Origin of the sequence: Rhizobium centroccidentale (assembly GCF_030182565.1) — a bacterium.
In the GTDB taxonomy this organism is placed as follows: Bacteria; Pseudomonadota; Alphaproteobacteria; order Rhizobiales; family Rhizobiaceae; genus Rhizobium.
Genome location: NZ_JAQJCG010000017.1, coordinates 21,217 through 46,202 on the forward strand (window position 1 = coordinate 21,217; position 24,986 = coordinate 46,202).

Below are 24,986 nucleotides of genomic sequence, written 5' to 3' on the forward strand. Positions count from 1 at the left end.
TCCCTTATTACTTCTTGGTGAAGACGGCGTTCGGGTTGTCCAGGCTGTCCGAACCTTCGAGCTTGATCGTGCCGAGATCGAGAGCGGCGATGACGCGCTGGATGCTCTTCGTCTGGTCGAGCAGGCCGTCGATGGCCTTCTGAACCGTCGCGTTGCCTTCCTTGTTGCCCTCGCCGATCATCTGGTCGTATTTCTCGACCGTCTCGCCGCGATGCACCAGCGCCTTCATGGCCGCAAGCGTCGTGTCGAGCTTGCCTTCCATCTCCTTGTCGAGCGCCGGATCCTTGGCCTTGACCAGATCGTGCAGCGACGGACCCTTCAGCTTGGTGCCGTCGACGCGGGTATAGTTGCCGTTATAGGCGGCAGCGATGCCGATGGCGTCGCCATTATGCTCGTTATAGGTATTGTCGGAGAAGCAATCCTGCTCTTCTTCCGGATCATGCAGCAGCAGGCCGAGCTTCATGCGCTCACCGGCAAGTTCGCCGTAGGAGAGCGAGCCCATGCCGGTCAGGATGGTGGTCAGGCCGGCCTTCGGATCGGCTTCGACATGCTTGGTGGCTTCGCCGTCCGGCGCCCACTTGTCGGTCATCTCCTGCAAATCCGAAACCAGCAGCGTCGAGGCGGACTTCAGATATTCGGCGCGGCGATCGCAATTGCCGTGCGTACAATTCTTCAGATCGTAATCGGTAGCGGGACGTTCGCCGGCGCCGGCACCCGTGCCATGCAGGTCCTGTCCCCACAATAGGAACTCGATGGCGTGATAACCCGTCGCAACGTTGGCTTCGACGCCGCCAGCCTGATGCAGCGTGCCCGACAGGAATTCCGGCGTCAGATGCGAAGCGTCGACATCCTTGCCGTTGATCTTGATCGTCTTGTTGGCGATGACATTGGCGACGTAGAGCGAGTTCTCATCGCTCTCCGTGCCGTAGGAGGCGTCGACATAATCGATCAGGCCCTCGTCCAGCGGCCAGGAATTGACCTTGCCTTCCCAATCGTCGACGATCGGATTGCCGAAGCGATAGACTTCCGTCTGCGCATAGGGAACGCGAGCCTTGATCCAGGCCGCGCGTGCGGCCTTCAGCGTCTTGTCGCTGGGGTTGGCGAGCAGGGCGTCGATGGCCTTGTCGAGTGCCTTCGCCGTCGTCAGCGAGTCCTGATATTTGGCATGTGCCAGTTCCGCATAGTGCTTGAGAACGGCAGCCGGCTCGGGAGCGGCTGCGAGAGCCGGCAGGCTGAACGCGGCGGTCGTGACAACGGCCACCGCGAGCGCGGCGCCAATTCTGTTTTTCAGTTTCATGTTCCTCTCCTGTGACAGCGGGGGGCACCGTCAAAACTTGGTAATTTGTGTCATGTATGAAAAACAAACTTGTGTCAAACGCTCTAGTTTAGAACGATTTTAAGGCGAAGGGCCAAGGGTTTAACGTCGCAAGCGAAATGGATTCGCTCGCGAATGCGCAGATATGGGCGTTTGATATTGCGTCAGCGGGGCAGTGGAAGCAGGCTCGTTCGCCGCCAGCTCACATCTTCCGCTGCAGGCGGCTGAAGAAGAAGCCGTCGGTATCTGTGGAGGCCGGCGTCAGCGTAATGGTCTTACCGTCGGAGGAGCGCGGCTTTGCGGCATCCTTGCCGAACAGTTTCTCCCAGGAGCTCAGGGTTTCCACGACTTCGAAGTCTGGATTCTGGGCGGCGAAACGGTTCACCTGTGCCTCATTCTCCTCCGGCAGCACCGAGCAGGTGACATAGAGCAGAGCGCCGCCGGGGCGGACGAATTCGCCGGCCTGCGCCAGGGCTTCCTGTTGCTGGCTGGTGCGTTCATCGAGGTTCTTCTGTGTCAGTCGCCATTTGGTATCGGGACGCCGCCGCCATGTGCCGGTGCCGGTGCAGGGAGCGTCCACCAGAACCTTGTCGAACTTGCCGCGCAGTTGGAGCAAGCCGTTGCGGTCGTCATGGACCTGAACATTACGGGTGCCCGCCCGCTTCAGGCGCTCAATGATCGGCGCCAGCCGCCGCCGGTCGCTGTCGTAGGCATGGACCTGGCCCTTATTGTGCATCGCGGCCGACATGGCGAGCGTCTTGCCGCCACCGCCGGCGCAATAATCGAGCACCTGGTCGCCTTCATCAGGCAGGACTAGATCGGCGACGATCTGCGAGCCTTCATCCTGCACCTCGAACCAGCCCTTCTGGAACGAAAGTTCGGCCGTGACGTTCGGCAGGCGGGATGCGCCTTCTCCGGCGGGAATGCGGATGCCGAAACGGGCAATCTTCGATGACTGGCCACCGGCGCGCTCCAGCGCCTTTACGACCTTGGCGCGGTCAGCCTTCAGGGCATTGGCGCGAAGATCGAGCGTCGGACGCTCGGAGAGAGCCTTGGCTTCGGCAAGCCAGCCATCGCCAAAGGCTTGGCTGAAGGAGGGCTCGACCCATTCGGGAATATCGCCCTGGACATGACGAGGCGCATCTTCGAGCTTGCGGGCCGCAAACGCGGCCAATGTTTCGGCGCTCGGCGCCTCGGGCGCAAATTTATCGCCGTCCAGCTCCGCTGCCAGCGCCTCCGGCGTCAGGCGCCATTGGCGGAAGAGGACTGCATGAGCAAGCGCGGACGCACTGTCGTCTCCCATCAGCCAGGCATGCGAAAGCCGCATGCGCAAGGCGTCATAGACGATGTTGCCGATCGCGGCCCTGTCCCCGGACCCAGCGAAGCGATGGGCAAGGCCCCAATCCTTCAGGGCATCGGCCACCGGTCGCTTGCGCGCTTCGATATCGGCAAGAACTTCGATGGCCCCCTGCAATCGGCCGCCCAGACGCATTCACACTCTCCTGCTCGCGCATGACCCGGAACCCGTTCGAGCTCATCTTGGGACTCTGCGCCTACCAAAACTGCTGACGCCTCGCCGATCCGCGCAGACAATGCCCATGGCGGCGGATTTTGAGACGCCTCAACCGCGTGGTAGCCGCGATTGGCCGAGAGAGCAAGCGTCATGCCGATTTGCCGGTAGTTCCGGCTTTCGGCGATTACTTCGAGGCGACGACCTCGTAACAGACCTTGGCAGTACCCGAAGCGACCATGCCGATGTTCTGTGCGGCAGCGCGGGAGAGATCGAGAACACGTCCGCGAATGAAGGGCCCACGGTCATTGATGCGAACGACGACGCTACGGCCATTGTGCTTGTTGGTGACCCGCAGACGCGTGCCGAAGGCGAGCGAGCGGTGGGCTGCAGTAAGATTTCTGGAACTCATGCGTTCCCCGGAAGCAGTCTTGGAGCTTCCTCCGTACCATGAAGCGCCTCCGCAGCCAACGGATGCAAATGCCGGAGTCGAAACGACAGCAAAGGAGGCGGATATAGTTGCGGCGATTGCCAAAGAACGTGCGATTTTCTTCAAACCGATTTTTCCCTCAAGCTATTGAACTTGCGCCCTGGGTAGGCGGCGGGCTTAAATCAGGCCAAAAATGGCGAAAAAGTGCCACTAAAGATCACGGAATGTTACATACTGTAACATTTGTGATGTTAAGAGAATACTAGGGCTATTCAGCAGATTTGCTTGATCGTGGAAAAAACCTAATAAAATCAGTTAAAACTCGAATGAATTTTCTCGTAAGCATCCGCCGATGCCGGGCATCACAAAAATCGGAAAAATAATTTTCCGCCGTTGCCATAATTGCTGCCGCATTTGTGCAATTTTAGAGGTCGTTAACCATAAATGCGGAGCAAATTGAACTAGGCCAGCCGGCTAAGTAGGAATTTTCATGCGATCCGGTGGGTATATTAGGGGCGATTTCTCAGCCGCGCCACGCTTCAGAGGACCAGAGTTCGGCCAGCGACATACGATACTCTGGGTAGCGGAACTGGAAGCCGAGCGTGCGCAGTTTCGCGTTCGAAACGCGCTTGTTCTCGCCATAGAAGGAGCGTGCCATCGGCGTCAGCTCAGCTGTTTCGAAAGGCTGTTCCGGTGGCGGTTCGACGCCCATCAGGCGCGCGGCTTCGGCAATGACATCCTGCGGCGGCGCAGGCTCGTCGTCGGTGACATTATATATACCGCCGAGCTTGCGATCGGACAGGAAGCGGGCGCAGGCGCCGATATCCTCGACGCGGATGCGATTGAACACCTGGTTCGCCTTGATGAGCCGCCGGGCGGTTCCCTTTTCCAAATTGCAGAAGGCATTGCGGCCCGGGCCGTAAATGCCGGAAAGCCGCAGCACGGCAACGGGGAGGCCGAGCCGGATGCCGGCGCGCAGCCAGCCGTCTTCCGCCTCGACCCGTTCGACGGAGCGATCCGCAACCGGATGCAGCGATGTCTGTTCGCTGACCCAGGCGCCCTTATGGTCGCCATAGACCCCGACGGTCGAGAGATAGCAGATCCATTCCAGCTTCGGCATTAAGGCCTTGAGATTGAGCTGCGCCAGCCGCAGCAGCGGATCGCCCGATTTGCCAGGCGCGATCGATTGCACCAGATGCGTCGCGTTTTGCATCGCCTCCGAGAGAGCCGGGTCGAGCGTCTCGCCATCGAAGACGAAGGCCTCGATGCCTTCCTTCGTCAGCTGTTCGGCCTTGTCGGCGGAGCGGGTGGTGCCGGTGATGCGAATGCCGGAGCCGGCGAAGGCCTTGGCGATGGCGGTTCCGGAATAGCCGCAGCCGAAAATCATCACATGCATCACAATACCCCTGCCAGTTTCCATTCGGCGCGGACGTCTTCGTCCGCCTCGTTCTCGTCATCTCTTTCTGCCGCAAACGCATGGAATTCGCCAGCCGTCATCAGCCGCGATAGAGCCCAGACCGCCATGCCGCGCACGGTGGGCGAGGGATCCCTCGCCAGTTCGCGACATTTCTCGATAAAGGAACGCTCGCCCGAATTGCCGGCCGCGATAAGCACATTGCGGATGAAGCGGTCCCGACCGATGCGCTTGACCGGCGAGCCACTGAAGAATGTGCGGAAGGCTGCATCGTCCAGACCAAGCAGAAAGGCGATCGACGGTTCCTTGAGATCCTCGCGCGCCACCAGTTTCATCTCCGAGGCGGCGCTTGCGAACTTGTTCCAGGGGCAGGCGGCAAGGCAGTCGTCGCAGCCGTAGATGCGGTTGCCGATCAACGGCCGAAGCTCTGGATCGATCGGACCCTTGTGCTCGATGGTCAGATAGGAAATGCAGCGCCGTGCATCGAGCTGGTAGGGGGCTGGGAAGGCATTGGTCGGGCAGGCGTCGAGACAGGCCCGGCAGGAGCCGCAATGGTCAATCTCCGGCTCATCGGGCTCGAGATCCGCCGTGGTGAACATCGAGCCGAGAAAGAGCCAGGATCCGAAGGCGCGGCTGACGAGATTGGTATGCTTGCCTTGCCAGCCGAGACCGGCCGCGCCCGCCAGCGGTTTCTCCATGACCGGCGCCGTATCGACGAAGACCTTGACGTCCTCCTTCGAGCGCGCGGCGAAGCGTGTGGCGATCTCCTTCAGCCGTCCTTTGATGACATCGTGGTAGTCACGGTTTCGGGCATAGACGGAGATCGCCGCTTTGTCCTTTTTGTCCAGAATGCCGCGCGGATCTTCGTCAGGGCCGTAATTGAGGCCGAAGAGGACGATGGAGCGGGTCTCGCTCCAGAGTACGCGCGGATCGCCTCGGCGGTCGCGGGTCTCCTCCATCCAGCCCATCGTGCCGTGATGGCCTTTGTCGAGAAACTGGCCGAGCCGGACGGCCGCTTGCGGAATGGCATCCGGCCTGGTGATGCGACAGAGATCGAAACCCTGGGCACGCGCTTCCTCTCGCAAAAAAGCGGTCAGTGTGTTTCGACGCTTGTCAGCTTTTTCCGCTTCGCGATCACCGGGCATATCGAGCCCTCGTCAGAAATCCAGATCGGCATAGTGCGAAACCGGAGTGACTCCACGCACACGTTCCGCCAGGATCGGCCGGAAGGATGGGCGCGACTTCAGCCGCTGATACCATTCCTTGGCGACGGGCGATTCCGTCCAGTCGATCTCACCCAGATAGTCTAGCACGGAAACCGAGGCTGCGGCGGCGAGATCGGCGTAGCTCAGCCGTTCGCCCGCGAGCCACTGCCGCGAACCTGCAAGCCAGGAGAGATACTTCATATGCTGGCGAATATTGCCACGCGCCATGCGCATGACCTTGGAATCGGGCGCGCCGCCACCCTGTTCGGCGGTCATCTGCAGCTTGAAGACGCGCTCGCGCGTCAGCGGCCGCGTCACATCCTGCTCCATCTTCTGCATGAACCATTCCGTCAGCCGGCGAATTTCGGCGCGCTGGAACGGATCTTCGGCCAGAAGCCGGCGGTCGCGCTTCAAGACACCATGCGTCTCGTCGAGATATTCGGAAATGACCGAGGCGCCACAGAGCGCCCGCATGCTGTCATCGACATAGACAGGCAGGGTGCCGGCGGGGTTTAGCGCCAGGAAATCGCGTCGCTTTTCCCAGGTCTGTTCCTCGATCAGCTCCGTCTGATAGCCATATTCCGTCAGGATCAGGCGAACGAACCGGGAGGAAGATGACATTGGGTGGTGATACAGCGTCGGCATTGGTACTCGGGTGTTTCTGATTGATGCTACGGAAGTCTTTTGGGTCGCGATCCTGCGGCCCTAGTCATTTGTCATCGGTTGAAGCTATAGGATCTTGGCCTAGTTTGCACAAGCGAATCGGGCCGCCCTGCCGTTAGACAAAGGACACGATATGGCTGAACAAATTATTATCGCGTTGGTTTTAGGCCTTGTAGAGGGGCTTACGGAGTTCATTCCGGTCTCCTCGACAGGCCATCTCATACTGCTTGGACATTTTCTCGGCTTCAAATCGGCCGGTACTTTTGAAGTTTTGATCCAGCTCGGCGCGATTCTCGCCATTCTGCTTGTCTATTTCAATCGCCTCGTCCAGATCGCCAAGGCACTCCCCGTCAGCACCAAGGCTCGTCACTTCGTGCTCGCCGTCCTCTTCGGTTTTCTGCCCGCTGCCGTCATTGGCGCGCTGGCGCATGATTTCATCAAGACCGTGCTGTTCGATTCGCCGAAGGTCATCTGTATCTCGCTGATCCTCGGCGGCATCGTCCTGCTCGTCATCGACAGGATCGAGTTCAAGCCGAAATATACCAGCGCCTATGAATTTTCCTGGCCGATGGCGATCAAGATCGGCTTCTTCCAGTGCCTGGCGATGATTCCGGGAACGTCACGCTCCGGTTCCACTATCGTCGGTGCCCTGCTGCTCGGCGCCGATAAGCGTTCGGCCGCTGAATTTTCCTTCTTCCTCGCCATGCCGACGATGGTCGGCGCCTTCACGCTGGACTTGTGGAAGAGCCGCCATGATCTGAGCTTCGCCGATGGTCAGCTGATCGTCATCGGCTTCTTCATGGCCTTCATCTCGGCGTTGCTTGTCGTGCGTGCGCTGCTCGACTTCGTATCCCGCCGTGGTTACGCCCCCTTCGCATGGTGGCGCATTGCCGTCGGCGCAATCGGTCTCATCGGTCTCTATTTCGGCTGAGACCGATCGTCGGTGCTGATATCCTGAAAAGTGAAGGCCGGTGAAAACCGGCCTTTTTCATACCCGATCAGTTCGGGGAAGACGCATCGATGGAACCCGTCGTGCAGGGGTCGACGCCGTAGGTCGGCGCACATTCGCCCTTGATCGAGGCGATGCTGCCGCGGGCCACGAAGGAGCCTGCGAGAATCACCAGTGCCGCGCACGCAAACAGAAGCGCGATAGACTTGCCCATCGAAGAATGCCTTTCCGCAGAAGTGTGAAGCGCGCCACGGACCGGTTTGTTGTTCAAGCCTGGGACGCGCGGCTGTGTTAGTCAGTGAGATGAGCAATAGCAATAAATGTTCATATTAAATTTGACGTTAATGCTACTATTTCCACACTGCGTCTTTTGAGCAACGCCAAGCTGTGAATGGCGGGGCTCTGCCAGCGTCTTAAAGTCCGATTCTGTCTTCGCGGGGCAATGAAAAACGCCGCTCGGTAAAGCCGGGCGGCGTGTGAATTTCGTGGAATGGCCGAATCGTCAGGCGGCTTTGCCCGAGCCCGTGAACTGGCCCTGCGGACGGTAGCGCACCAGGTAGGAGGGCAGCACGGAGACGAGCAGCGTCGGCAGCAGGCCGATGCCCTTCAGGGTGCGTCCTTCCGTTTCCGCTTGCTTCGAAACGACATTGTCGCTCTTCAGCAGCGTGACCTGGTCGGCGGTGATCGGCGGCTTGATGAGCGGCACGAGCGACGCGACCGAGCCGATCAGCGAAGCCAGGCCGAAGGGGATGGAGACGAATGACTTCTTGCGATTGATGACGGCAAGCGTCGTCTCGAGACATTCGCGGAAGGACAGCACTTCCGGACCGCCGAGCTCATAGATCGTGCCGGCCTTCAGTTTACCGTCGACGCTGCGGGCGACGGTCTCGGCGATGTCCTGAACGTAGACTGGCTGGAACTTCGTCTTGCCGCCGCCGATCAGCGGCAGGAAGGGTGCGGTGCGGGACATGTCGGCAAATTTATTGAAGAAATCATCTTCAGGGCCGAAGACGATCGAGGGGCGCAGGATCACCGCATCGGGCTTGATCGACAGGACGGCGGCTTCGGCGCGAGCCTTGGTGCGGGCATAGGCCGAGGGCGAGTTGGCATCAGCGCTGAGGGAAGAAATATGCGTCAGCGAAGCGCCCGCATTGCGGGCGGCTTCCGCAATCGCCTTGGCGCCGAATTCCTGCACGGCGTCGAACGTGTTGCGGCCGCTTTCGGCGAGGATGCCGACGCAGTTGACGACATGCTGAGCGCCTTCGACGGCGCGGTCGATGGAGTTACGGTAGCGCACATTGGCCTGGACGATCGAAATCTGGCCGAGATTGCCGAGTGGCTGCAGGAAACCGGCAAGATCGGGGCGGCGAACAGCGACACGGATGCGATAGCCGCGCTTGGCAAGCGCACGCACGGTGTGTCGCCCGATGAAACCTGATCCTCCGAACACGGTGACGAGCGGCGGGAGGTTGGACAGGGTCATGGCGGGCTCCTCGAAAGGCTTTGATTGGGCTTATCTGGTTTCGTCTTAGCCGATCCGCGCGCCGAGGTGAAGTGCCATCGCGCTGCATTGCAGCGTCGGCTTTTCAAAGGGGTTAAACCCCTTCGACGACGACCATTTCCGCGTCTGCCACCTGTTGCCGGATTTTGGCCGCGATCTGGTATTCCGGCGAATTGTAGCAATCGACGGCGTGCTGCAGCGATGGAAATTCGATGACGACGTTGCGGCCGCGCGCCTGTCCCTCAAGCGGGGTAAACGCTCCGCCGCGTGCAAGGAAATTCGCGCCGTATTTCTCGAAGGCGGGCTTCGCGGCGGCGACATAATCCTTGTAGCGCTCGGGGTCGCGGACATCCACGCGCGCGATCCAATATCCCTTTGGCATGTTTTCCTCCCTGATTGTTGTCGTGGTTTAGAGCGCGGCGTCCATTTCGGCGAGGATGGCGCGAGCGGCCTCCTTCGGATCGGCGGCCTTGACGATTGGCCGTGCGACGACGAGATGGCTCGAGCCGGCCTTGATGGCCGCGGCCGGCGTCATAACGCGCTTCTGGTCGCCCTTGTCGCTGCCTGCCGGGCGGATGCCGGGGGTCACCAGCGCCATATCCGGCCCTATGATCTTGCGGACGGCGGCGGACTCTTCGGCCGAGCAGACAATGCCGCCCATGCCGGCCAGATGCGCCTGTTCGGCCCGGCGCAGCACCAGCGTGTGCGGGTCATATTCATAACCGGCGGCGATGAGATCGCCTTCGTCCATCGAGGTCAGCACGGTGACGCCAAGCAGGCAGAGGTCTGAGCCCTTGGCCGCTTCGACTGCCGCCTTCATGGCTTTCGGATAGGCGTGCAGCGTCAGCATCGACATGCCCATCTTGACGATATTCTCCACGCCGGAGGCCACCGTATTGTCGATGTCGAGCAGCTTCATATCGAGGAAGATCTTCTTGCCGCTGGCGGCAAGGTCGCGCGCGAATTCCAGGCCGCCGGCAAAGGCGAGCTGATAGCCGATCTTGTAATAAAGGATATCGTCGCCGAGGGCGCCGACCACTTTTTCGGCCTCCTGAAGGTTTGGAACATCCAGTCCAACGATCAAGCGGTCGCGTGCGGTCATATCAAGCCCATCCCATCCAATCTTCCATGCGTGTCCAGTCGCATGAGACGGCGCGCTTCGCAAGATCGAAACAGAAAAGATTGCCGCCCCCTGGCGGCTGATCGCCCTGCCGCGCAATCGGCTTCCCCTCCAGATGGCATTTCAGCAGCGTGCCGACGCCGCCATGGCCGACGAAGGCGATCGGCGCGTTCGGATCGTGCCGCGCAAGAACGGCCTCGACATTGGAAACGATCCTCGCCTGCGCATCGATGGCGCGCTCCCAGCCCTTGAAGCTCTCATTCGGGTTGGCGAAAAACCAGTCCGCCGCCTTCTCGAACTCCGGCGGCGCCAGAAAGCCTGTGGCACTGCGGTCGTTTTCATGCATGGCCTCGATGACCTCGATCGGCGCACCGCTTGCCGTCGCCAGAGCCTCGGCTGTTTCGATCGCCTTGCGCTCGCCGCTGGAGACGATGAGGCTCAGCTTGCCCGCCCAGGGTCGGCTCGCCGCCAGCCGCACCCGCTCGGCGCCAATGTCGGACAAGCCCCATTGCGGCACCGGCACATTCGGGTCGATCCGCACCTGCGGGTGCGTAATATAAAGAGCGTACATGGATTTCTCAGCGATTGTCTCAGCCGCGGCTATAGACCCAGAGCTGGGCCGGCGGAATGTTGCGGACGATGAAGTCGTAATGGCGGATATGATAGCGATCCGGCTTGGCGATGATCGGTGAGACCGGGCCGTAGGAGATCTGCACCACGGGTCGGCCGGGCGGCATGCGGTCCAGCAGGCTTTCCAGCAATGCGACGCGCGCCTTCATCGGGAAATTGAGGAGAGGAATGCCTGAGACGACGGAATCGAACGTCTGTCCGCGCAGCACGCCAAGCGTCTTATCGAGGTCGAAGGCGTCGCCATTGATGAAATTGACGCCGGGGTAACGACGGACGAGATGATTGTAGAAATCGGTGGAATATTCGATGGCGACGAGATTTTGCGGCTCGACGCCACGTCCGAGGATCGCCTTGGTGATCGCCCCGGTTCCCGGCCCAAGCTCCAGCACCGGCAGGCCGGATTGCGTATTGATGACGCTAGCCATCTTGCGGGCCGTGATCGACGAAGTAGGAACGATCGACCCCACGGTCTTCGGCCCTTGCATCATGCCCTTGAAGAAACGGATCTCCTCGTCGAACTTCTTGCCAAGCCGTTCCTTGAGACGCAGCGCCATGCTCTCCCCCATCAGATGTTACCGTCGCGACTTACATATCGCTTCTCTAGGATCTTGCAACGGAATGACGCAATAACAAGAGAAAATGTCGCAATCGACAAAGGACCAAATAAAAGCGCCCCTGTGGCGATTAAACGCACGAAAGGGCGCTTTAGTTTCGCTATACGCGCATCGGCATCAGCACATAAAGCGCATCGTCGCCGGCCGTGTCGCGAATGAGCGTCGGCGATCCGGCATCGGCCAGCAGGAATATGGCTGCATCGCCGGAAAGCTGCGCGGTGATGTCGAGGAGATACTTGGCGTTGAAGCCGATTTCCATCGGGTCCATCTCGTAGCCGACGGCGACTTCTTCCGTCGCACTGCCCGAATCCGGATTGTTGACGGTCAGCAGCAGCTGGCCATCGGATAAGGCCAGCTTCACGGCCCGGCCACGCTCCGAAGAAATGGTCGACACGCGGTCGACAGCCTGGGCAAAGGTCTCGCAATCGACCCGCATTTCCTTGTCGTTGTTGGCCGGAATAACGCGTTGATAGTCCGGGAAGGTGCCGTCGATCAGCTTCGAGGTCATGACGATGGAGCCGATGGTCAGACGGATCTTGGCGTCGGAGACTTCGACGGTGACGATCGCATCCGGCGTGTCCACGAGCTTCTGCAGCTCGCCAACCGTCTTGCGCGGGATGATGATGCCGGGCATGCCTTCGGAACCAGAGGGAGCGCTGACATCGGCGCGTGCCAGGCGATGGCCGTCCGTGGCCACAGCCCTGAGCTTCAGGTCGCCGCCGCTTTCGATCGTATGGAAGAAGATGCCGTTGAGGTAGTAGCGCGTCTCTTCGGTGGAGATCGCAAACTGCGTCCGGTCGATCAGCATCTTCAGATCCGAAGCCTTCAGCTTGAACGAATGGCTGAAGCTGCCGGCAGTGAGATCGGGGAAATCGGATTCCGGCAGGCATTGCAGCGAGAATTTCGAGCGGCCGGAGGCGACCGTCATCGAGCTGCCGTCGGTGTTGGTGGCGAGAAGCACTTCCGAGCCGTCGGGAAGCTTGCGCACGATATCGTAGAGCAGATGCGCAGGAACCGTGGTGGCGCCGGCCTGTTCGACATTGGCGGGCGTTGCCTCGGTGATTTCGAGATCGAGGTCGGTCGCCTTCATGTCGAGGTTCGTGCCGTCGGCCTTGAGCAGCACGTTGGACAGGATCGGGATCGTGTTGCGACGCTCGACCACGCGATGCACGTGGTTCAGCGACTTCAGGAGGTTCGACCGCTCTATTGTAATACGCATGGATGCTACCGCTTTCGACCGTGACTAGCCGGGCGGCCCGAGGCGCCCGAGCGACATGTTTTCGGACAAGGCCCGAAAGATTGGACAGGCAACTTGGCAGACTTCTCCATCCGAATGCAAGAGGCATAGATGATTTGCCCAGCGCCAATTCGCCATTTCGTCGGCAATGCTCCACAGGAATTGCACCGCTCTTGCCGTCCGCGCGCGCCTCGCCCATAAAGGCTGCTTATCCCAGGTGAATTCAGGACCGGTATGAACGAAGAGCAATCAGGCGGCGGGACACGCAGTTTCCGCCTGCATAACAATCAGATCCCGGCCCGTCCTCTCGAACCGGCTCTCTATCTCGTCGCGACGCCGATCGGCAATCTCGGCGATATCACTTTGCGGGCGCTGGAGACGCTGGCCGGTGCCGACGTGCTGGCCTGCGAGGATACGCGTGTCACCCGTGTCCTGCTCGACCGCTATGGCATCCAGAACAAGCCCTATGCCTATCACGAATACAATGCCGACGAAGCAGGCCCCCGGCTGCTGCAAGCTCTGGAAGCTGGCCGATCGGTGGCGCTGGTATCGGATGCCGGCACGCCGCTCGTGTCCGATCCTGGTTACCGTCTTGCAGTGCAGGCGATCGAAGCGGGCTATAAGGTCGTTCCCATTCCAGGCGCCTCCGCGCCGCTGGCGGCTCTCGTCGGCTCCGGCCTGCCCAACGACGCCTTCTTCTTTGCCGGTTTCCTGCCCGCCAAGGACAAGGGCCGGCGGGATCGGTTGGCCGAGCTGGCAGGCATCCCCGCAACCCTCATCTTCTTTGAATCGCCGCATCGCATTGCTGCGACTCTTGCCGCCGCTGCCGATGTGCTGGGGGGCGAGCGTGCCGGCGCCGTTTGCCGCGAACTGACGAAGACCTTCGAGGAATTTCGCCGCGGTACGCTATCCGAACTCGCCGCATTCTATGATGCTGTTGAGAATGTGAAGGGCGAGATCGTCTGGCTCGTCGGCCCGCCGGCGGAAAGCGTTGCGACGGAGGCCGATGTCGATGCCGTCTTGGCCGATCTCTCAGGGACCATGCCGACCGCCAAGGCGGCAACGGAGGCTGCGCGCTTGACCGGCTTGCCGCGTAAGGAGCTTTACCAGCGCCTGCTCGACATGAAGGAGCGCCATGGCTGATACGAAGCCCGGGTCCGGCGAGAAGCTGAAGCGGCAAAAGGCCTGGCGTCGCGGCCATGTGGCCGAATATCTCGCCGCCGCCTTCCTGATGCTCAAGGGCTATCGCATCCTGGCGATCCGCCATCGCACCAAGCTTGGTGAAATCGATATCGTCGCCCGCAAAGGCGACCTCGCTATCTTCGTGGAGGTCAAATCCAGACGCGGCGCGCAGGAGGCGATCGACGCCGTTTCCTTCTCCTCGCAAAAGCGCATCCGTGCCGCGAGTGATCTTTGGCTTACCCGCCAGCCGGATTTTGCCCGCCTGTCGCAACGCTATGATATTGTCGCGATGCTGCCGGGTCGCTGGCCGCAGCATTTTCCGGATGCGTTTTGAGCACGTCGTTACAGGACCGTCACAAAATCAGCCTATTGCCGGACCGATAAGCGTTCGCGATTTCCGCCGCGCTCACAATGCTATTTCGACAGGCTTCAATATGATCCGCAACACCGTTTCCGCATTCACCGTTCCCTCGCAGGAAGAGCGCAAGAGCTTTATTTCACTCGAAAAGACCGCGGCCATCCATGCGAAAAAACTTGCATCGCTTGCCTGCATGAATGCTGTGCGCATCGGCGAGGCGGACGCCACGGTCGAGGCTCTGTCCTTCCCCTTTACCGTCACTGCCTGGAACCTCGAGCGCTGCCTCTTTCCTGAGGAAAGTGCGGCCAAGCTGCGGGAAACCGGCGCGCCGTTGATCCTGCTATCGGAAATGGATCTGGGCATGGCCCGCACCGAGCAGCGCGATCCCACGGCTGTAATCGCCGGCGAACTCGGCATGAACCATGCCTATGGCGTCGAGTTTCTCGAACTCAGTCTTGGCTCGGAAATCGAGCGCTCCTACTGCCGCGATGATTTCAATGAGAAGGGTTTTCACGGCAACGCCCTGATGGCCTCCGTCGCCCTGAAGGATGCTTTCATGATCCGCCTGCCCGGCGAGGCCGTCTGGTTTAACGACAGCAACGAGCAGCCGCGCATCGGCGATCGCTGCGCCGTCGGCGCTATCGTGGAGACGGAGGCTGGTCCCATGGTCACCGTTTCCGTTCACCTCGAGAGCGTCGCGACCGCTATCTATCGCGAGCGGCAGCTGGCAGCATTGATCGATGAAGTCGAGGCCTTCGCGCCCGGCCTGCCGATCCTGATCGGCGGCGATCTCAACACCGGCAATCACACCGGCGGCGATTATTCGACCGATACGCTCTTCGCCATGGCCGAGGGCCGTGGTTTCGAATGCCATGGCGGGCCGCTCGACCAGACCAGCACGCGCCCGAGCCTGATCACCCGCTTTCCCGATCGCGCCATGAAGCTCGACTGGTTCATTACCCGCGGCTTGAAGATCGGCGAAAGCCATCTTGTTTCCTCCCTCAACGGAGAAGGCAAGCCGCTCTCCGACCACGATATGGTCGTCTGCACAATCGAAGGTTTTTCCGCCTGATCGCTGCAATCGTTAAAATGCGCGCGGTTTCGTGAACCCTGCCGTTACCCCTTCCATGCGAATGAGATCGCAGACGCACATGGAATTTTGGGGGATTGCATGGTCTTGAAACTGATGTTGGCGAGCATGGCGGCCTTTGCCACCCGTGCGGCGCCGATCGTCCTCGCGATGCCACAGTCGAAGAGCTTTGTGGCAGGCGCCAGCAACGAAATGGAAATGAAGCCGTCGCCGATCGAACCCTCCTGGGTTTTGTCCGGTAATCCGGTCGCCCGCATCGCCGAGCATTCGCGCGGGCAGGACGATGCCGCAATGACGGCGCTGTGGGATTGCACCGCGGGCGAGTTCCGCTGGTATTTCGGCTGGGATGAAACCGTAATGATCCTCGAAGGCGAGGTACATATCACCACGGAAGACGGCGTCGAGCGGACACTTAGCGCCGGCGATGTCGCTTATTTTGCCGGCGGTACCTGGGCGACATGGCGCATCGATCGCTACCTGCGCAAGGTCGCCTTTCTGCGCAAGCCGTTCCCGAAGCCTCTGACCATGGCTTATCGCCTGCGCAACTTTGTCCGTCAGGGCGGCGCACAAGGCCTTGCTGCCTAAGCGGGCCACTTGAGAGAAGCCATTGAATAGCCGTTGCGTTTGCATGCGGGCCGACCTACATCTGTCCGCAAATTCGAGCGAGGGTTGACTATGGCTGGTATCAAGAATGTTGCGGTCCAGATGGACCATGTGAAAAGCATCAACATTGCGGGTGACTCCACCTTCGCCATGAGCCTCGAGGCGCAGAACCGGGGCTATAAGCTCTTCCACTATACGCCGGAGCGGCTGAGCATGCGCGACGGCAAGGTCTATGCCTCCGTCGAGCCGATGATCCTGCGCGACGTCAAAGGCGATCACTTCGAGCTCGGCGAGCCGGAGCGCGTCGATCTCTCCACCATGGACGTGGTGTTGCTACGCCAGGACCCGCCCTTCGACATGGCCTATATCACCTCGACGCATCTGCTCGAGCGCATCCACCCGAAGACGCTCGTTGTCAACGACCCGGCCTGGGTGCGCAATTCGCCGGAAAAGATTTTCGTCACTGAATTTGCCGATCTCATGCCGAAGACGCTGATCACGCGCGATCCGGCTGAAATCCGCCGTTTCCGCGATGAGATGGGCGACATCATCCTGAAGCCGCTCTATGGCAATGGCGGCGCCGGCGTCTTCCACTCGACCCGCGACGACCGCAATCTCTCGTCGCTGCTGGAAATGTTCGGCCAGCTCTTCCGCGAGCCCTTCATTGCCCAGCAATATCTGCCCGATGTGCGCAAGGGCGATAAGCGCATCATCCTTGTCGATGGCGAGGCTGTCGGCGCGATCAACCGCGTGCCGGCCGAACATGATGCCCGCTCCAACATGCATGTCGGCGGCCGCGCCGAAGCCACCGAGCTGACGGCGCGCGAAAAGGAAATCTGCGCCCGCATCGGACCGGCCCTGAAGGAGCGCGGCTTCCTGCTCGTCGGCATCGATGTCATCGGCGACTATATGACCGAGATCAACGTGACGTCGCCGACCGGCATCCGCGAAGTCAAGCGCTTCGGCGGCGCCGATATTGCCAGCCTGCTCTGGGATGCGATCGAAGCCAAGCGGGCCTGATCGGCAGTTTCCGCCACGCTTTCAGCTGAACGATCATATTCACCCAGGATGTCGATGATTTCGACATAATCGGGCGAAGCTTTTGTTCGTTTATTGTTCTTGTTTCATTCCTTGTCTTGTGCCAGATTGCAACCCGTAGTTTGCGGATCGGGGCACGTAACGGCAAACGGGTTTGGCGACAGGGGATAAGCATGGTAGCGCGCGTCAGTACGGTTGCGTTTCAGGGCATTGAGGGCGTACCCGTCGAAGTGCAGGTGATGATCGCGCCGGGCAAGGTGCTGATGCACATCGTCGGCCTGCCGGACAAGGCCGTGGCCGAGAGTCGGGAGCGGGTTCAGGCGGCATTGCACGCCTCCGGTCTCGCCCTGCCGCCAAAGAAGGTCACGGTCAATCTCGCGCCGGCCGATCTGCCCAAGGAGGGCAGTCATTTCGATCTTGCAATCGCGCTTGGGCTGATGGCGGCGCTCGGCGCGATCCCAGCCGATGCCCTGTCGTCCTACACCGTTATCGGCGAACTCAATCTGGATGGCACGATCGCGCCCGTTGCCGGTGCGCTTCCGGCGGCAATCGCCGCCAACGCCATGGGCAAGGGGCTGATCTGCCCGGCCGAAAGCGGGTCGGAAGCCGCCTGGGCCGGCAAGGAGATCGATATTCTGGCGCCGCGCAGCCTGATCGCGCTCGCCAATCATTTCCGCGGCACGCAGGTTCTGTCACGGCCAGAGCCGTCAGTCCGTGCCAATGCCGCCAATCTACCCGACCTTGCGGATATCAAGGGGCAGGAGAGCGCCAAGCGCGCGCTGGAAGTGGCGGCCGCCGGCGGCCACAATCTGCTATTCGTCGGGCCGCCGGGTTCCGGCAAGTCGATGCTCGCCTCGCGTCTGCCGTCGATCCTGCCGCCCTTGTCGACGAACGAGCTGCTGGAGGTGTCGATGATCCATTCGATCGCCGGCCAGCTTTCCGGCGGCAAGCTCTCCGATCGGCGCCCGTATCGCGCGCCGCATCACTCGGCCACCATGGCTGCGCTCGTCGGCGGCGGCATGCGCGCTCGGCCCGGCGAAGTCTCGCTCGCCCATCACGGCATTCTCTTCCTCGACGAACTGCCGGAATTTTCGCCGCAGGCGCTCGATGCGTTGCGCCAGCCGCTCGAAACCGGGGAGTGCGTCATTGCGAGAGCAAACCACCGTGTCTCCTATCCGGCCGGCATCCAGCTCGTGGCAGCAATGAACCCGTGCCGCTGCGGCATGGCCGGTGAACCGGGCCACACCTGCGCCCGCGGGCCGCGTTGCGCCAGCGACTATCAGGGCCGCATTTCCGGTCCATTGCTCGATCGTATCGATATCCGCATCGACGTGCCGGCAGTCTCCGCCGCCGACCTCATCCGGCCGACAGCCTCAGAGAGCAGTGCCGATGTCGCACTCCGCGTCGCCCGCGCCCGTGAACGGCAGCGGGAGCGTTTCGAGCGGGCCGGCATGAGGGATGTCAGCACTAATGCCCGCTGCTCGACGGCGATGATCGAAACCATCGCCGAGCCGGATGCCGCCGGCCTGCAATTGCTGCGCGATGCGGCCGAAAAGATGAAATTCTCCGCCCGTGGCTACCATCGCATCCTCAAGGTGGCGCGCACGCTTGCCGACCTCGACGACAAGCCAACGGTCGGGCGCATCCACCTCGCCGAAGCCATCTCCTATCGTATCGCCGGAGAGCGGCTGACCGCGCATGCTTGAAAATTCGGGACTCTCGCAGCGCGTGATCGTCTTCAGCCTGCCCAAATGAAAAAAGGGGTGCCGCAGCACCCCTTTCCCAATCAATTGCTGCCGTTAACTCAGCCGCCAAGTCCTTCGAACAGCGCAGTCGAGAGATAACGCTCGGCGAAGGACGGGATGATGACGACGATGGTCTTGCCTTCGTTTTCGGGACGCTGGCCGATTTTGATGGCCGCCGTCAGGGCGGCGCCGGATGAGATGCCGACCGGCACGCCTTCGAGCTTGGCAACGAGCCGGGCTTGCTGGAACGCCTCGTCATTGCTGACGGTCACTACCTCGTCATAGACATGCGTATCGAGGACTTTTGGTGCGAAGCCGGCGCCGATGCCCTGGATCTTGTGCGGGCCGGGATTGCCGCCGGAAAGAACGGGCGAATCCGCCGGCTCGACGGCGATGACCTTGATATCGGGCTTGCGTGCCTTCAGCACCTGGCCGACACCGGTGATCGTGCCGCCGGTGCCGATACCGGAAACGAAGATATCGACCTTGCCTTCGGTGTCGTTCCAGATTTCCTCGGCCGTCGTCTTGCGATGGATTTCCGGGTTGGCGGGATTTTCGAACTGCTGCGGAATGATCGCATCCGGCAGCGACGCGGCCAGCTCTTCGGCCTTGGCGATCGCTCCCTTCATGCCCTTCGGTCCCTCGGTCAGCACCAGCTCGGCGCCGAGCAGCGCCAGCATCTTACGGCGCTCGATCGACATGGTCTCAGGCATGGTGAGGATCAGGCGATAACCCTTAGCGGCGGCGGCAAAGGCGAGCGCAATGCCTGTGTTGCCCGAGGTCGGCTCGATCAGCACGGACCGGCCGGGAGCGATCTTGCCCTGGGCTTCCAAGTTTTCGATCATGGCGACGCCGATGCGGTCCTTCACGGAAGCGATCGGATTGAAGAACTCGAGCTTTGCCAAGATGTTGGCCTTGACGCCCTTCTCCTTCGCCAGCTTGTCGAGGCGGACGAGCGGCGTATCGCCGATGGTCTCGGTGATCGAGGCGTAGACGCGGCCGCGGCCGGGTTTGCGGGTGTCGGACATGGGTAGCTCTCCCTACATTGAATTATGCAATGACAATAGGATCAAATGCGCGCGGAAACCAGAGTGCACACCCGTTCCCTGCGTGAAGCGCGTGAGAAAAGAATCTCCTAACGGCCTTCTTTTAGAATGTTTTTTTCAGGCGGCGCGCATAGCGCTGAAGGGCGCGTCGCAATAGGCAAGCAGCGCCGCGAGCGTCATGAAGGTTTCCTCCTGGGATAGTGCTGGCGCTATCGCACCACCTTTGCGTTTTCAGGCGATTGCGCCGATGCAGCGAACATATTACCAAGGTGTTAACGGCCCATCGTAACTGCTTTGCCCAAGGATATCATGTCTTCCGCATTGCTCCTGATCGATCTTCAGAATTCCATCCTGACGGGCCTCGGCACGTCGGATCGCCAGCCGGCTATCGATGTCGCGCTGGAGACGGTCGTTGCGAAGCTCGCAGCGTTGAAACACAGCGCCCGCGCAGCCGGTATTCCGGCCTTCATCGTCCAGCATGACGGCGGCCCGACCCATCGTTTGGCCAAGCGCAGCGAAGGCTGGCAGCTGCGCCGGGAGATCGCGCCGGAAGCCGGCGATGTCGTGGTACACAAGACGAGCTGCGATTCCTTCTTCGAGACGGATCTGGAAGCACGGCTCAAGGGCCGCGGCGTCACTCATCTCATCGTCGGCGGTTGTATGACGCAGTTCTGCGTGGATACGACCGTGCGGCGTGCTGTTTCGCTCGGCTTCGACGTCTCGCTGATATCGGACGGTCACACGACGGCGGATATGGGCAAACTGAGCTTCGAAGACATTGTCACCCATCACAATATGCTGCTTGACGGCTTCGATGCCGGGCCGCATGAAATCAAGCTGGTCGCATCCACCGAAATCTCCTTCTGAAGCCCTTTCTCCGCCGGAGCCTCCATGCCGCATCTGACCAGCATGATCACCTTTGCCCTGATCGCTCTCGGCATGGTGCTGACACCTGGACCGAATATGATCTATCTGGTGTCGCGCTCGATCTCGCAGGGGCCAGCGGCAGGGTTGATCTCCCTTGGCGGTGTCGCCTGCGGCTTTCTCCTCTACATGTTCTCGGCTGCGCTCGGCATTACCGCCTTCGTCTTTGCCGTGCCCTTCGCCTATGATGCGCTGAGGCTGGCGGGTGCCGCCTATCTCGCTTGGCTCGCCTGGAATGCGTTGAAGCCCGGCGGCCGCTCGGCCTTTCAGGTGCGCGCGCTTCCCAAAGATAGTACACGTCGGCTCTTCACCATGGGGCTGGTGACGAGCCTTCTGAACCCGAAGGTTGCGATCCTCTATTTGTCGCTGCTGCCGCAGTTCATCGATCCCGCCGCCGGCAGCGTCTTCACCCAATCCATTGTTCTCGGCTTCGCGCAGATTATCATCAGCGTAACATTCAATGCCATCTTCGCGCTGAGTGCCGGCTGGATCGCGATGTTCCTCACCAGCCGCCCGTCCTTCGCCCTGGTGCAGCGTTGGCTGATGGGCACAGTGCTGGCCGGGCTCGCCGTGCGCATGGCTTTCGAGGCGCAGCGTTGATGCGGAGCGTTTCGCTGCTGTTCGCTAGCCTTCTGACATTAGCATCGCTCTGTGGCGCTGCTTCGGCGGCGGAGGCGGGAACGCAGACGATCGTCTTCATGCGCCATGGTGAAAAGCCCGAGGCAGGTCTTGGCCAATTGAGCTGCCAGGGCCTCAATCGGGCGCTGGCTTTGCCGCTGGTGCTGACAAAGCTCTTCGGCAAACCGGCGGCGATCTTTGCGCCTGATCCATCGAAGAGAAAGGACGATTCCGGCACTTCCTACGATTATATCCGGCCGCTCGCGACCATCGAGCCGACGGCAATCGCCCTTGGAATGCCTGTCGATACCAGTTTCGGCTATGAGGATATCGATGATCTGAAAACCGAGCTGAAGAAGCCTGCCTATGCCGGCAAGCTGATCTTCGTCGCCTGGGAGCACAAGCAGATCGTCGATCTCGCCCGCGAGCTGATGAGCGAGAATGGCGGCGATGAAAAAGCGGTGCCGAAATGGCATGGCAAGGATTTCGATAGCCTCTACGTGCTGCGCATCGGCGGGGCTAAGGCCGGATCAGGCGCGACCTTCGAGAAGGTGGCCGAAGGCCTCGATGGTCGCTCCGATGTCTGTCTGAATCCGGCTAAATAGCCTTAGAGTACCGGGCGCATGAAGCTGCGCTCGTAGCTGACGATGCAGCGCGTTTCCTCGCCATAGGCAAGGGCGGCCTGGCATTCAGCATCCTCGGGTATTTTCAGGCGATATTCCTCATAGGCGGCCAGGCTCGGAAAGCTGAAGAGCGCCAAGGCGATGTTATTGGCGCCTTCATGCGGCATGAAATAGCCGTGATGCGTGCCGCCCATCCGGTTGACCAGCGGAATCCAGAGCTTGGCGTAATGTTCGAACTGGGCAAGCTTATAAGGGTCGATGACGTAGCGAAGATAGCAGGTGATCATTCGGCAGCCCCCTTGGAAAGATGGTGATTTCTATTCCAGGGCAGGGGGATCGTCCATCCCAGATTCATGCCGGCCGCAGCCGCGAGGATGATGATCGCGCCGAGGATTTGCGCGATGCTGAGCACATGGCCGAAGGCGAAGCGATCTACCAAGATGGCGGCGATCGGATAGACGAAGGAGAGCGCGCCGGTCAGGTGCGTCGGCAGCTTCTGGATGGCGCCATAGAGCAGCACATACATCAACCCGGTATGCACGATGCCCATGGTAACGAGGATCGACCATCCTCCGACATCCTGGGGTGCGGCCGAGAAATTGGTAAAGGGTGCCAGCATCAGGATACCGGTCGAAACCTGAATGAGCGCGATCAGGTGCGGCGGCGTGCCCTTCAACCATTTGGCGGCGATCGCTGCCAGCGCATAGAAAAAGGCCGCGCCCAGCGAAAACAGGATACCGATTGCGTAGCTTCCGCCACCTGCTGCCTCCGCCGGCTTGCCTTCGACGATCACGGCCATGCCGGCAAAGGCGAGGCCGAGCCAGAAGAGCTTGGTGAAGGTGATCCGTTCGCCGAGGAACAATGCGCCAAGCCCGAGCAGCATGAAGGGCTGCGTGTTGTAGACCGTCGTGGCGATGGAAATGGAAGCGTGGGAATAGGCCGCGAAAAGCAGCAGCCAGTTGAGTACGATGGCGATCCCGCCACCGACGGCGATGGAAAAGGTCTTGAGATTCAGAATGCCGGGACGCAGCAGGCCCATGGCCGCGCAGATGACGAGCAACGTCAGTGCGCCGAAGAAGCAGCGCCAGAAGACCACCCCGGTCACCGCCTGTCCGGACATCAGCACGAACCAGCCGATCGTGCCTGAAATCAGCATCGCCGCCGTCATTTCCACCGTGCCGCGTTTAATCTCGTTCATTGCCTTGGCTCCCGTCTATCTACCCCAATCATATTGCGGCATCGACGCTGGTGATATATATTTAGTAAGGTAGTTTCGCCAAAAGACCTAAATAAATGAGGTTGGATGATGAGTGCTCCTAATGTGAACCTTGGTCTCGATGAGGTCGATCAGCGGATGCTGGAGGCGCTGGCGCGCAATGCCCGCATATCGCTGAAGGAACTGGCGGAAGCGGCCGGCCTGTCGTCGCCGAGTGCGGCGGAACGTCTGCGCCGGCTCGAGGAGCGCGGCATCATCTCGGCCTTCACCGTGGATATCGCGCCGGAGGCGATCGGCTATCCCCTGCAGGCGATCGTCCGCATCCGGCCTCTGCCCGGCCAGCTGCACGTCGTCGAGCGGATCATTCAGGAGACGCCGGAATTCATCGAGTGCGACAAGGTCACCGGCGACGATTGCTTTATCGGTCGGCTGGTGGTGCGCTCGATGGGTGAACTCGATGGGATATTGGACAAGATCACCGAGCGGGCAGAGACGAACACGTCGATGATTAAGGCGACGCCGGTCAAGCGCCGCCTGCCGCCGTTATCACGCTAAAATTCCGCCATTGGCGAGAGCATGAGCGGCCCGGCAATATCCTCTGCCGCTTTGCTGCGCGCCATTAGCGTCGTGTAACCCTCGTAGGGCTGCAGCGATACCTGGCAATCCAGCCGATCCGGTGAAAAGCAGATCTCGATGCGATCGGGTTCGATATCAAGCGCGGACACGATGGTCGCCAGCGAAGGGATCGCCATTGCCACGACATCGAGAAGCCAGAGAGTCGCGCCATCGAACGTCCATGCGATGACCACCTCATCCCCAAGCGCCGTCAGGCGGATCGCGGAGTTGAAGGAGGCATTCAGGAGAAACATCTCCGTCTGTCTGACAACGGCAAATTGGGCGGAGACCGGCTGCCGGTTTTGCAGCAGCGTCTTGATCAGGCGCAGATCGTCAGGCGCTTCCAGGGAGAGCTGCCGGGCTGTCAAATCAGATTTCTGAAGCTTCGGCGTCTGCGCAACGAAGATATGCTGCGGCAGGACGCGAAAGCCATACCGCTCATAAAGCGCAGGCTTGTCGGTGAGCAGGAGATCGAGCTGGTAGCCCTCCACCGCGGTGTGGGCAAAGGCGCGCTGCATGAGGTCGCGATAGAGGCCGCGTCCGCGCCATTCCGGCCGGACCGCGCCGGATTGATAGCCCGCCGCCTTGACGGCCCTGCCATTAATGATCATCGGCATGGAGAAGGTGGTGAAATTGGCGACGCAACGGCCATCGGCATCGAAATAGCCAAACGGCATGCTTGTGGGATCGGGGCCGCCCAATCGATCCTGGACGCCGACATCGATCGAAAACGTGTCTTCCAGCAGGCCGACAAGACCCTTCCATGCAGAAGGATCGCCGAAATAATCCTGCCGCAGGGTCAGGCCATGCGTTTGGACAACATCCAACATCACACGCCGGTCGAGCCGAAACCGCCTGAGCCGCGCGTGGTTTCGCTGATCTCCGCAATCTCGGCGACACGCACCTGCATGACTGGCGCTATGACCATCTGCGCGATCCGCATGCCGCGGGTGATCTCGAACGGCTCCTCGCTGAGGTTGGCCAGCAGCACCTTCACTTCGCCGCGATAGTCGCTGTCAACCGTGCCGGGCGAATTCAGGCAAGTAATCCCATGCTTGAAGGCAAGCCCGGAACGCGGCCGAATCTGCGCCTCGAAGCCTTTAGGAACTTCGAAAATAAAACCCGTTGGAACGAGAACCCGATTCCACGGCGCGACCGTCAGCGTCGCACCGTCGTCGACGGCGGCGCGCAGGTCCATACCGGCCGCGCCCTTGGTCTCGTAGGCGGGCAGTTCCAGGCCCTCCCCATGCGGCAGGCGGATGAGGTTCAGGGTCGGAGTGATATCGGTGTGAATGGTCATACGCCAATAGTTTGCGTTCGAAAGCCTTAGGTCAATTGCA

The 24,986-nt window shown here is 60.8% G+C and carries 29 protein-coding genes; 11 read left to right on the forward strand and 18 right to left on the reverse strand.

Annotation, left to right across the window (positions count from 1 at the left end; translation table 11 throughout):
- Positions 1–7: 7 nt before the first annotated feature.
- The 6 genes from PH562_RS21020 to PH562_RS21045 all read right to left on the reverse strand — a co-directional run bounded on the left by PH562_RS21020 (position 8) and on the right by PH562_RS21045 (position 6,519).
- The gene (locus tag PH562_RS21020) at positions 8–1,297 is read right to left on the reverse strand and encodes an imelysin family protein (RefSeq protein ID WP_113231781.1); all 1,290 of its coding nucleotides are present in this window, start codon (positions 1,295–1,297) and stop codon (positions 8–10) included.
- 220 nt (positions 1,298–1,517) lie between these two features.
- Positions 1,518–2,807 (reverse strand): RsmB/NOP family class I SAM-dependent RNA methyltransferase, encoded by a 1,290-nt coding sequence (locus PH562_RS21025; RefSeq protein ID WP_285175475.1) that lies wholly within the window; start codon positions 2,805–2,807, stop codon positions 1,518–1,520.
- 205 nt (positions 2,808–3,012) lie between these two features.
- A complete protein-coding gene (locus PH562_RS21030; protein ID WP_113231783.1) occupies positions 3,013–3,381 on the reverse strand; it encodes a septal ring lytic transglycosylase RlpA family protein in 369 nt (122 codons plus the stop codon).
- A gap of 397 nt (positions 3,382–3,778) precedes the next feature.
- Positions 3,779–4,651 carry an SDR family oxidoreductase gene (locus tag PH562_RS21035; RefSeq protein ID WP_285175476.1) on the reverse strand — a complete coding sequence of 291 codons (873 nt, stop codon included), beginning with the start codon at positions 4,649–4,651 and terminating at the stop codon, positions 3,779–3,781.
- A complete protein-coding gene (gene queG, locus PH562_RS21040) occupies positions 4,651–5,814 on the reverse strand; it encodes a tRNA epoxyqueuosine(34) reductase QueG (RefSeq protein ID WP_285175477.1) in 1,164 nt (387 codons plus the stop codon). The genes PH562_RS21035 and queG overlap by 1 nt, the downstream gene beginning before the upstream one ends.
- A gap of 12 nt (positions 5,815–5,826) precedes the next feature.
- Entirely contained in the window at positions 5,827–6,519 is a 693-nt protein-coding gene (locus tag PH562_RS21045) for a glutathione S-transferase family protein (protein ID WP_015338534.1), read from the reverse strand.
- A 151-nt stretch (positions 6,520–6,670) separates the two neighbouring features.
- Here PH562_RS21045 and PH562_RS21050 point away from each other — a divergent pair, with 151 nt between their 5' ends.
- Positions 6,671–7,468, forward strand: a complete 798-nt coding sequence (locus PH562_RS21050) for an undecaprenyl-diphosphate phosphatase (RefSeq protein ID WP_285175478.1) — start codon at positions 6,671–6,673, stop codon at positions 7,466–7,468.
- Positions 7,469–7,535: 67 nt separating this feature from the next.
- On the opposite strand, the gene PH562_RS21055 is transcribed toward PH562_RS21050, so the two are convergent.
- The 7 genes from PH562_RS21055 to dnaN form a co-directional block, all read right to left on the reverse strand.
- On the reverse strand, positions 7,536–7,700 hold the full coding sequence (locus PH562_RS21055; RefSeq protein WP_047628464.1) for a hypothetical protein: 165 nt from the start codon (positions 7,698–7,700) through the stop codon (positions 7,536–7,538).
- Between the two features lie 288 nt (positions 7,701–7,988).
- A complete protein-coding gene (locus PH562_RS21060; RefSeq protein ID WP_285175479.1) occupies positions 7,989–8,969 on the reverse strand; it encodes a complex I NDUFA9 subunit family protein in 981 nt (326 codons plus the stop codon).
- Between the two features lie 112 nt (positions 8,970–9,081).
- Positions 9,082–9,369, reverse strand: coding sequence for a DUF1330 domain-containing protein (locus tag PH562_RS21065; RefSeq protein WP_075856622.1), 288 nt, complete (start codon positions 9,367–9,369; stop codon positions 9,082–9,084).
- A gap of 27 nt (positions 9,370–9,396) precedes the next feature.
- Entirely contained in the window at positions 9,397–10,089 is a 693-nt protein-coding gene (gene pyrF / locus PH562_RS21070; protein ID WP_095433732.1) for an orotidine-5'-phosphate decarboxylase, read from the reverse strand.
- Position 10,090: 1 nt separating this feature from the next.
- Positions 10,091–10,678, reverse strand: coding sequence for a histidine phosphatase family protein (locus PH562_RS21075; RefSeq protein WP_095433733.1), 588 nt, complete (start codon positions 10,676–10,678; stop codon positions 10,091–10,093).
- 19 nt (positions 10,679–10,697) lie between these two features.
- On the reverse strand, positions 10,698–11,291 hold the full coding sequence (pmtA, locus tag PH562_RS21080; RefSeq protein ID WP_095433734.1) for a phospholipid N-methyltransferase PmtA: 594 nt from the start codon (positions 11,289–11,291) through the stop codon (positions 10,698–10,700).
- Between the two features lie 160 nt (positions 11,292–11,451).
- Entirely contained in the window at positions 11,452–12,570 is a 1,119-nt protein-coding gene (gene dnaN / locus PH562_RS21085) for a DNA polymerase III subunit beta (RefSeq protein WP_095433735.1), read from the reverse strand.
- Between the two features lie 252 nt (positions 12,571–12,822).
- Here dnaN and rsmI point away from each other — a divergent pair, with 252 nt between their 5' ends.
- The 6 genes from rsmI to PH562_RS21115 all read left to right on the forward strand — a co-directional run bounded on the left by rsmI (position 12,823) and on the right by PH562_RS21115 (position 18,565).
- On the forward strand, positions 12,823–13,731 hold the full coding sequence (rsmI, locus tag PH562_RS21090; RefSeq protein ID WP_285175480.1) for a 16S rRNA (cytidine(1402)-2'-O)-methyltransferase: 909 nt from the start codon (positions 12,823–12,825) through the stop codon (positions 13,729–13,731).
- On the forward strand, positions 13,724–14,104 hold the full coding sequence (locus tag PH562_RS21095; RefSeq protein ID WP_285175481.1) for a YraN family protein: 381 nt from the start codon (positions 13,724–13,726) through the stop codon (positions 14,102–14,104). Before rsmI ends, PH562_RS21095 begins: the two co-directional genes overlap by 8 nt.
- Before the next feature lie 100 nt (positions 14,105–14,204).
- Entirely contained in the window at positions 14,205–15,200 is a 996-nt protein-coding gene (locus PH562_RS21100; RefSeq protein WP_285175482.1) for an endonuclease/exonuclease/phosphatase family protein, read from the forward strand.
- A gap of 99 nt (positions 15,201–15,299) precedes the next feature.
- Positions 15,300–15,803: a cupin domain-containing protein gene (locus tag PH562_RS21105; protein WP_095433739.1), complete on the forward strand. Its 504-nt coding sequence runs from the start codon at positions 15,300–15,302 to the stop codon at positions 15,801–15,803.
- Between the two features lie 90 nt (positions 15,804–15,893).
- Positions 15,894–16,841: a glutathione synthase gene (gene gshB / locus PH562_RS21110; RefSeq protein WP_285175483.1), complete on the forward strand. Its 948-nt coding sequence runs from the start codon at positions 15,894–15,896 to the stop codon at positions 16,839–16,841.
- Between the two features lie 191 nt (positions 16,842–17,032).
- Positions 17,033–18,565 (forward strand): YifB family Mg chelatase-like AAA ATPase, encoded by a 1,533-nt coding sequence (locus tag PH562_RS21115; protein WP_285175484.1) that lies wholly within the window; start codon positions 17,033–17,035, stop codon positions 18,563–18,565.
- Between the two features lie 98 nt (positions 18,566–18,663).
- On the opposite strand, the gene cysK is transcribed toward PH562_RS21115, so the two are convergent.
- Positions 18,664–19,632, reverse strand: coding sequence for a cysteine synthase A (gene cysK, locus PH562_RS21120; RefSeq protein ID WP_285175485.1), 969 nt, complete (start codon positions 19,630–19,632; stop codon positions 18,664–18,666).
- Between the two features lie 327 nt (positions 19,633–19,959).
- Between cysK and PH562_RS21125 the strand changes: the two genes are divergently transcribed.
- The 3 genes from PH562_RS21125 to PH562_RS21135 are packed head-to-tail and all read left to right on the forward strand — an operon-like array spanning position 19,960 to position 21,797.
- Positions 19,960–20,517, forward strand: coding sequence for a cysteine hydrolase family protein (locus PH562_RS21125; RefSeq protein WP_285175486.1), 558 nt, complete (start codon positions 19,960–19,962; stop codon positions 20,515–20,517).
- Positions 20,518–20,541: 24 nt separating this feature from the next.
- Positions 20,542–21,174 carry a LysE family translocator gene (locus tag PH562_RS21130; RefSeq protein WP_285175487.1) on the forward strand — a complete coding sequence of 211 codons (633 nt, stop codon included), beginning with the start codon at positions 20,542–20,544 and terminating at the stop codon, positions 21,172–21,174.
- Positions 21,174–21,797, forward strand: a complete 624-nt coding sequence (locus PH562_RS21135) for a hypothetical protein (RefSeq protein ID WP_285175488.1) — start codon at positions 21,174–21,176, stop codon at positions 21,795–21,797. Before PH562_RS21130 ends, PH562_RS21135 begins: the two co-directional genes overlap by 1 nt.
- A 2-nt stretch (positions 21,798–21,799) precedes the next feature.
- Here the strand turns inward: PH562_RS21135 and PH562_RS21140 are convergent, their stop codons facing one another.
- Together PH562_RS21140 and PH562_RS21145 are read right to left on the reverse strand one after the other, a co-directional pair.
- Positions 21,800–22,102, reverse strand: coding sequence for an NIPSNAP family protein (locus tag PH562_RS21140; RefSeq protein ID WP_285175489.1), 303 nt, complete (start codon positions 22,100–22,102; stop codon positions 21,800–21,802).
- Positions 22,099–23,013 carry a DMT family transporter gene (locus PH562_RS21145; RefSeq protein ID WP_285175490.1) on the reverse strand — a complete coding sequence of 305 codons (915 nt, stop codon included), beginning with the start codon at positions 23,011–23,013 and terminating at the stop codon, positions 22,099–22,101. The genes PH562_RS21140 and PH562_RS21145 overlap by 4 nt, the downstream gene beginning before the upstream one ends.
- 108 nt (positions 23,014–23,121) lie before the next feature.
- Here PH562_RS21145 and PH562_RS21150 point away from each other — a divergent pair, with 108 nt between their 5' ends.
- Positions 23,122–23,586 (forward strand): Lrp/AsnC family transcriptional regulator, encoded by a 465-nt coding sequence (locus tag PH562_RS21150; protein WP_483315368.1) that lies wholly within the window; start codon positions 23,122–23,124, stop codon positions 23,584–23,586.
- Here the strand turns inward: PH562_RS21150 and PH562_RS21155 are convergent.
- Both PH562_RS21155 and dut read right to left on the reverse strand, forming a co-directional pair.
- Positions 23,583–24,476, reverse strand: a complete 894-nt coding sequence (locus PH562_RS21155; RefSeq protein ID WP_285175492.1) for a GNAT family N-acetyltransferase — start codon at positions 24,474–24,476, stop codon at positions 23,583–23,585. The two genes, PH562_RS21150 and PH562_RS21155, sit on opposite strands and share 4 nt — an antisense overlap.
- The gene (gene dut / locus PH562_RS21160; protein WP_285175493.1) at positions 24,476–24,946 is read right to left on the reverse strand and encodes a dUTP diphosphatase; all 471 of its coding nucleotides are present in this window, start codon (positions 24,944–24,946) and stop codon (positions 24,476–24,478) included. The genes PH562_RS21155 and dut overlap by 1 nt, the downstream gene beginning before the upstream one ends.
- Between the last annotated feature and the right edge of the window lie 40 nt (positions 24,947–24,986).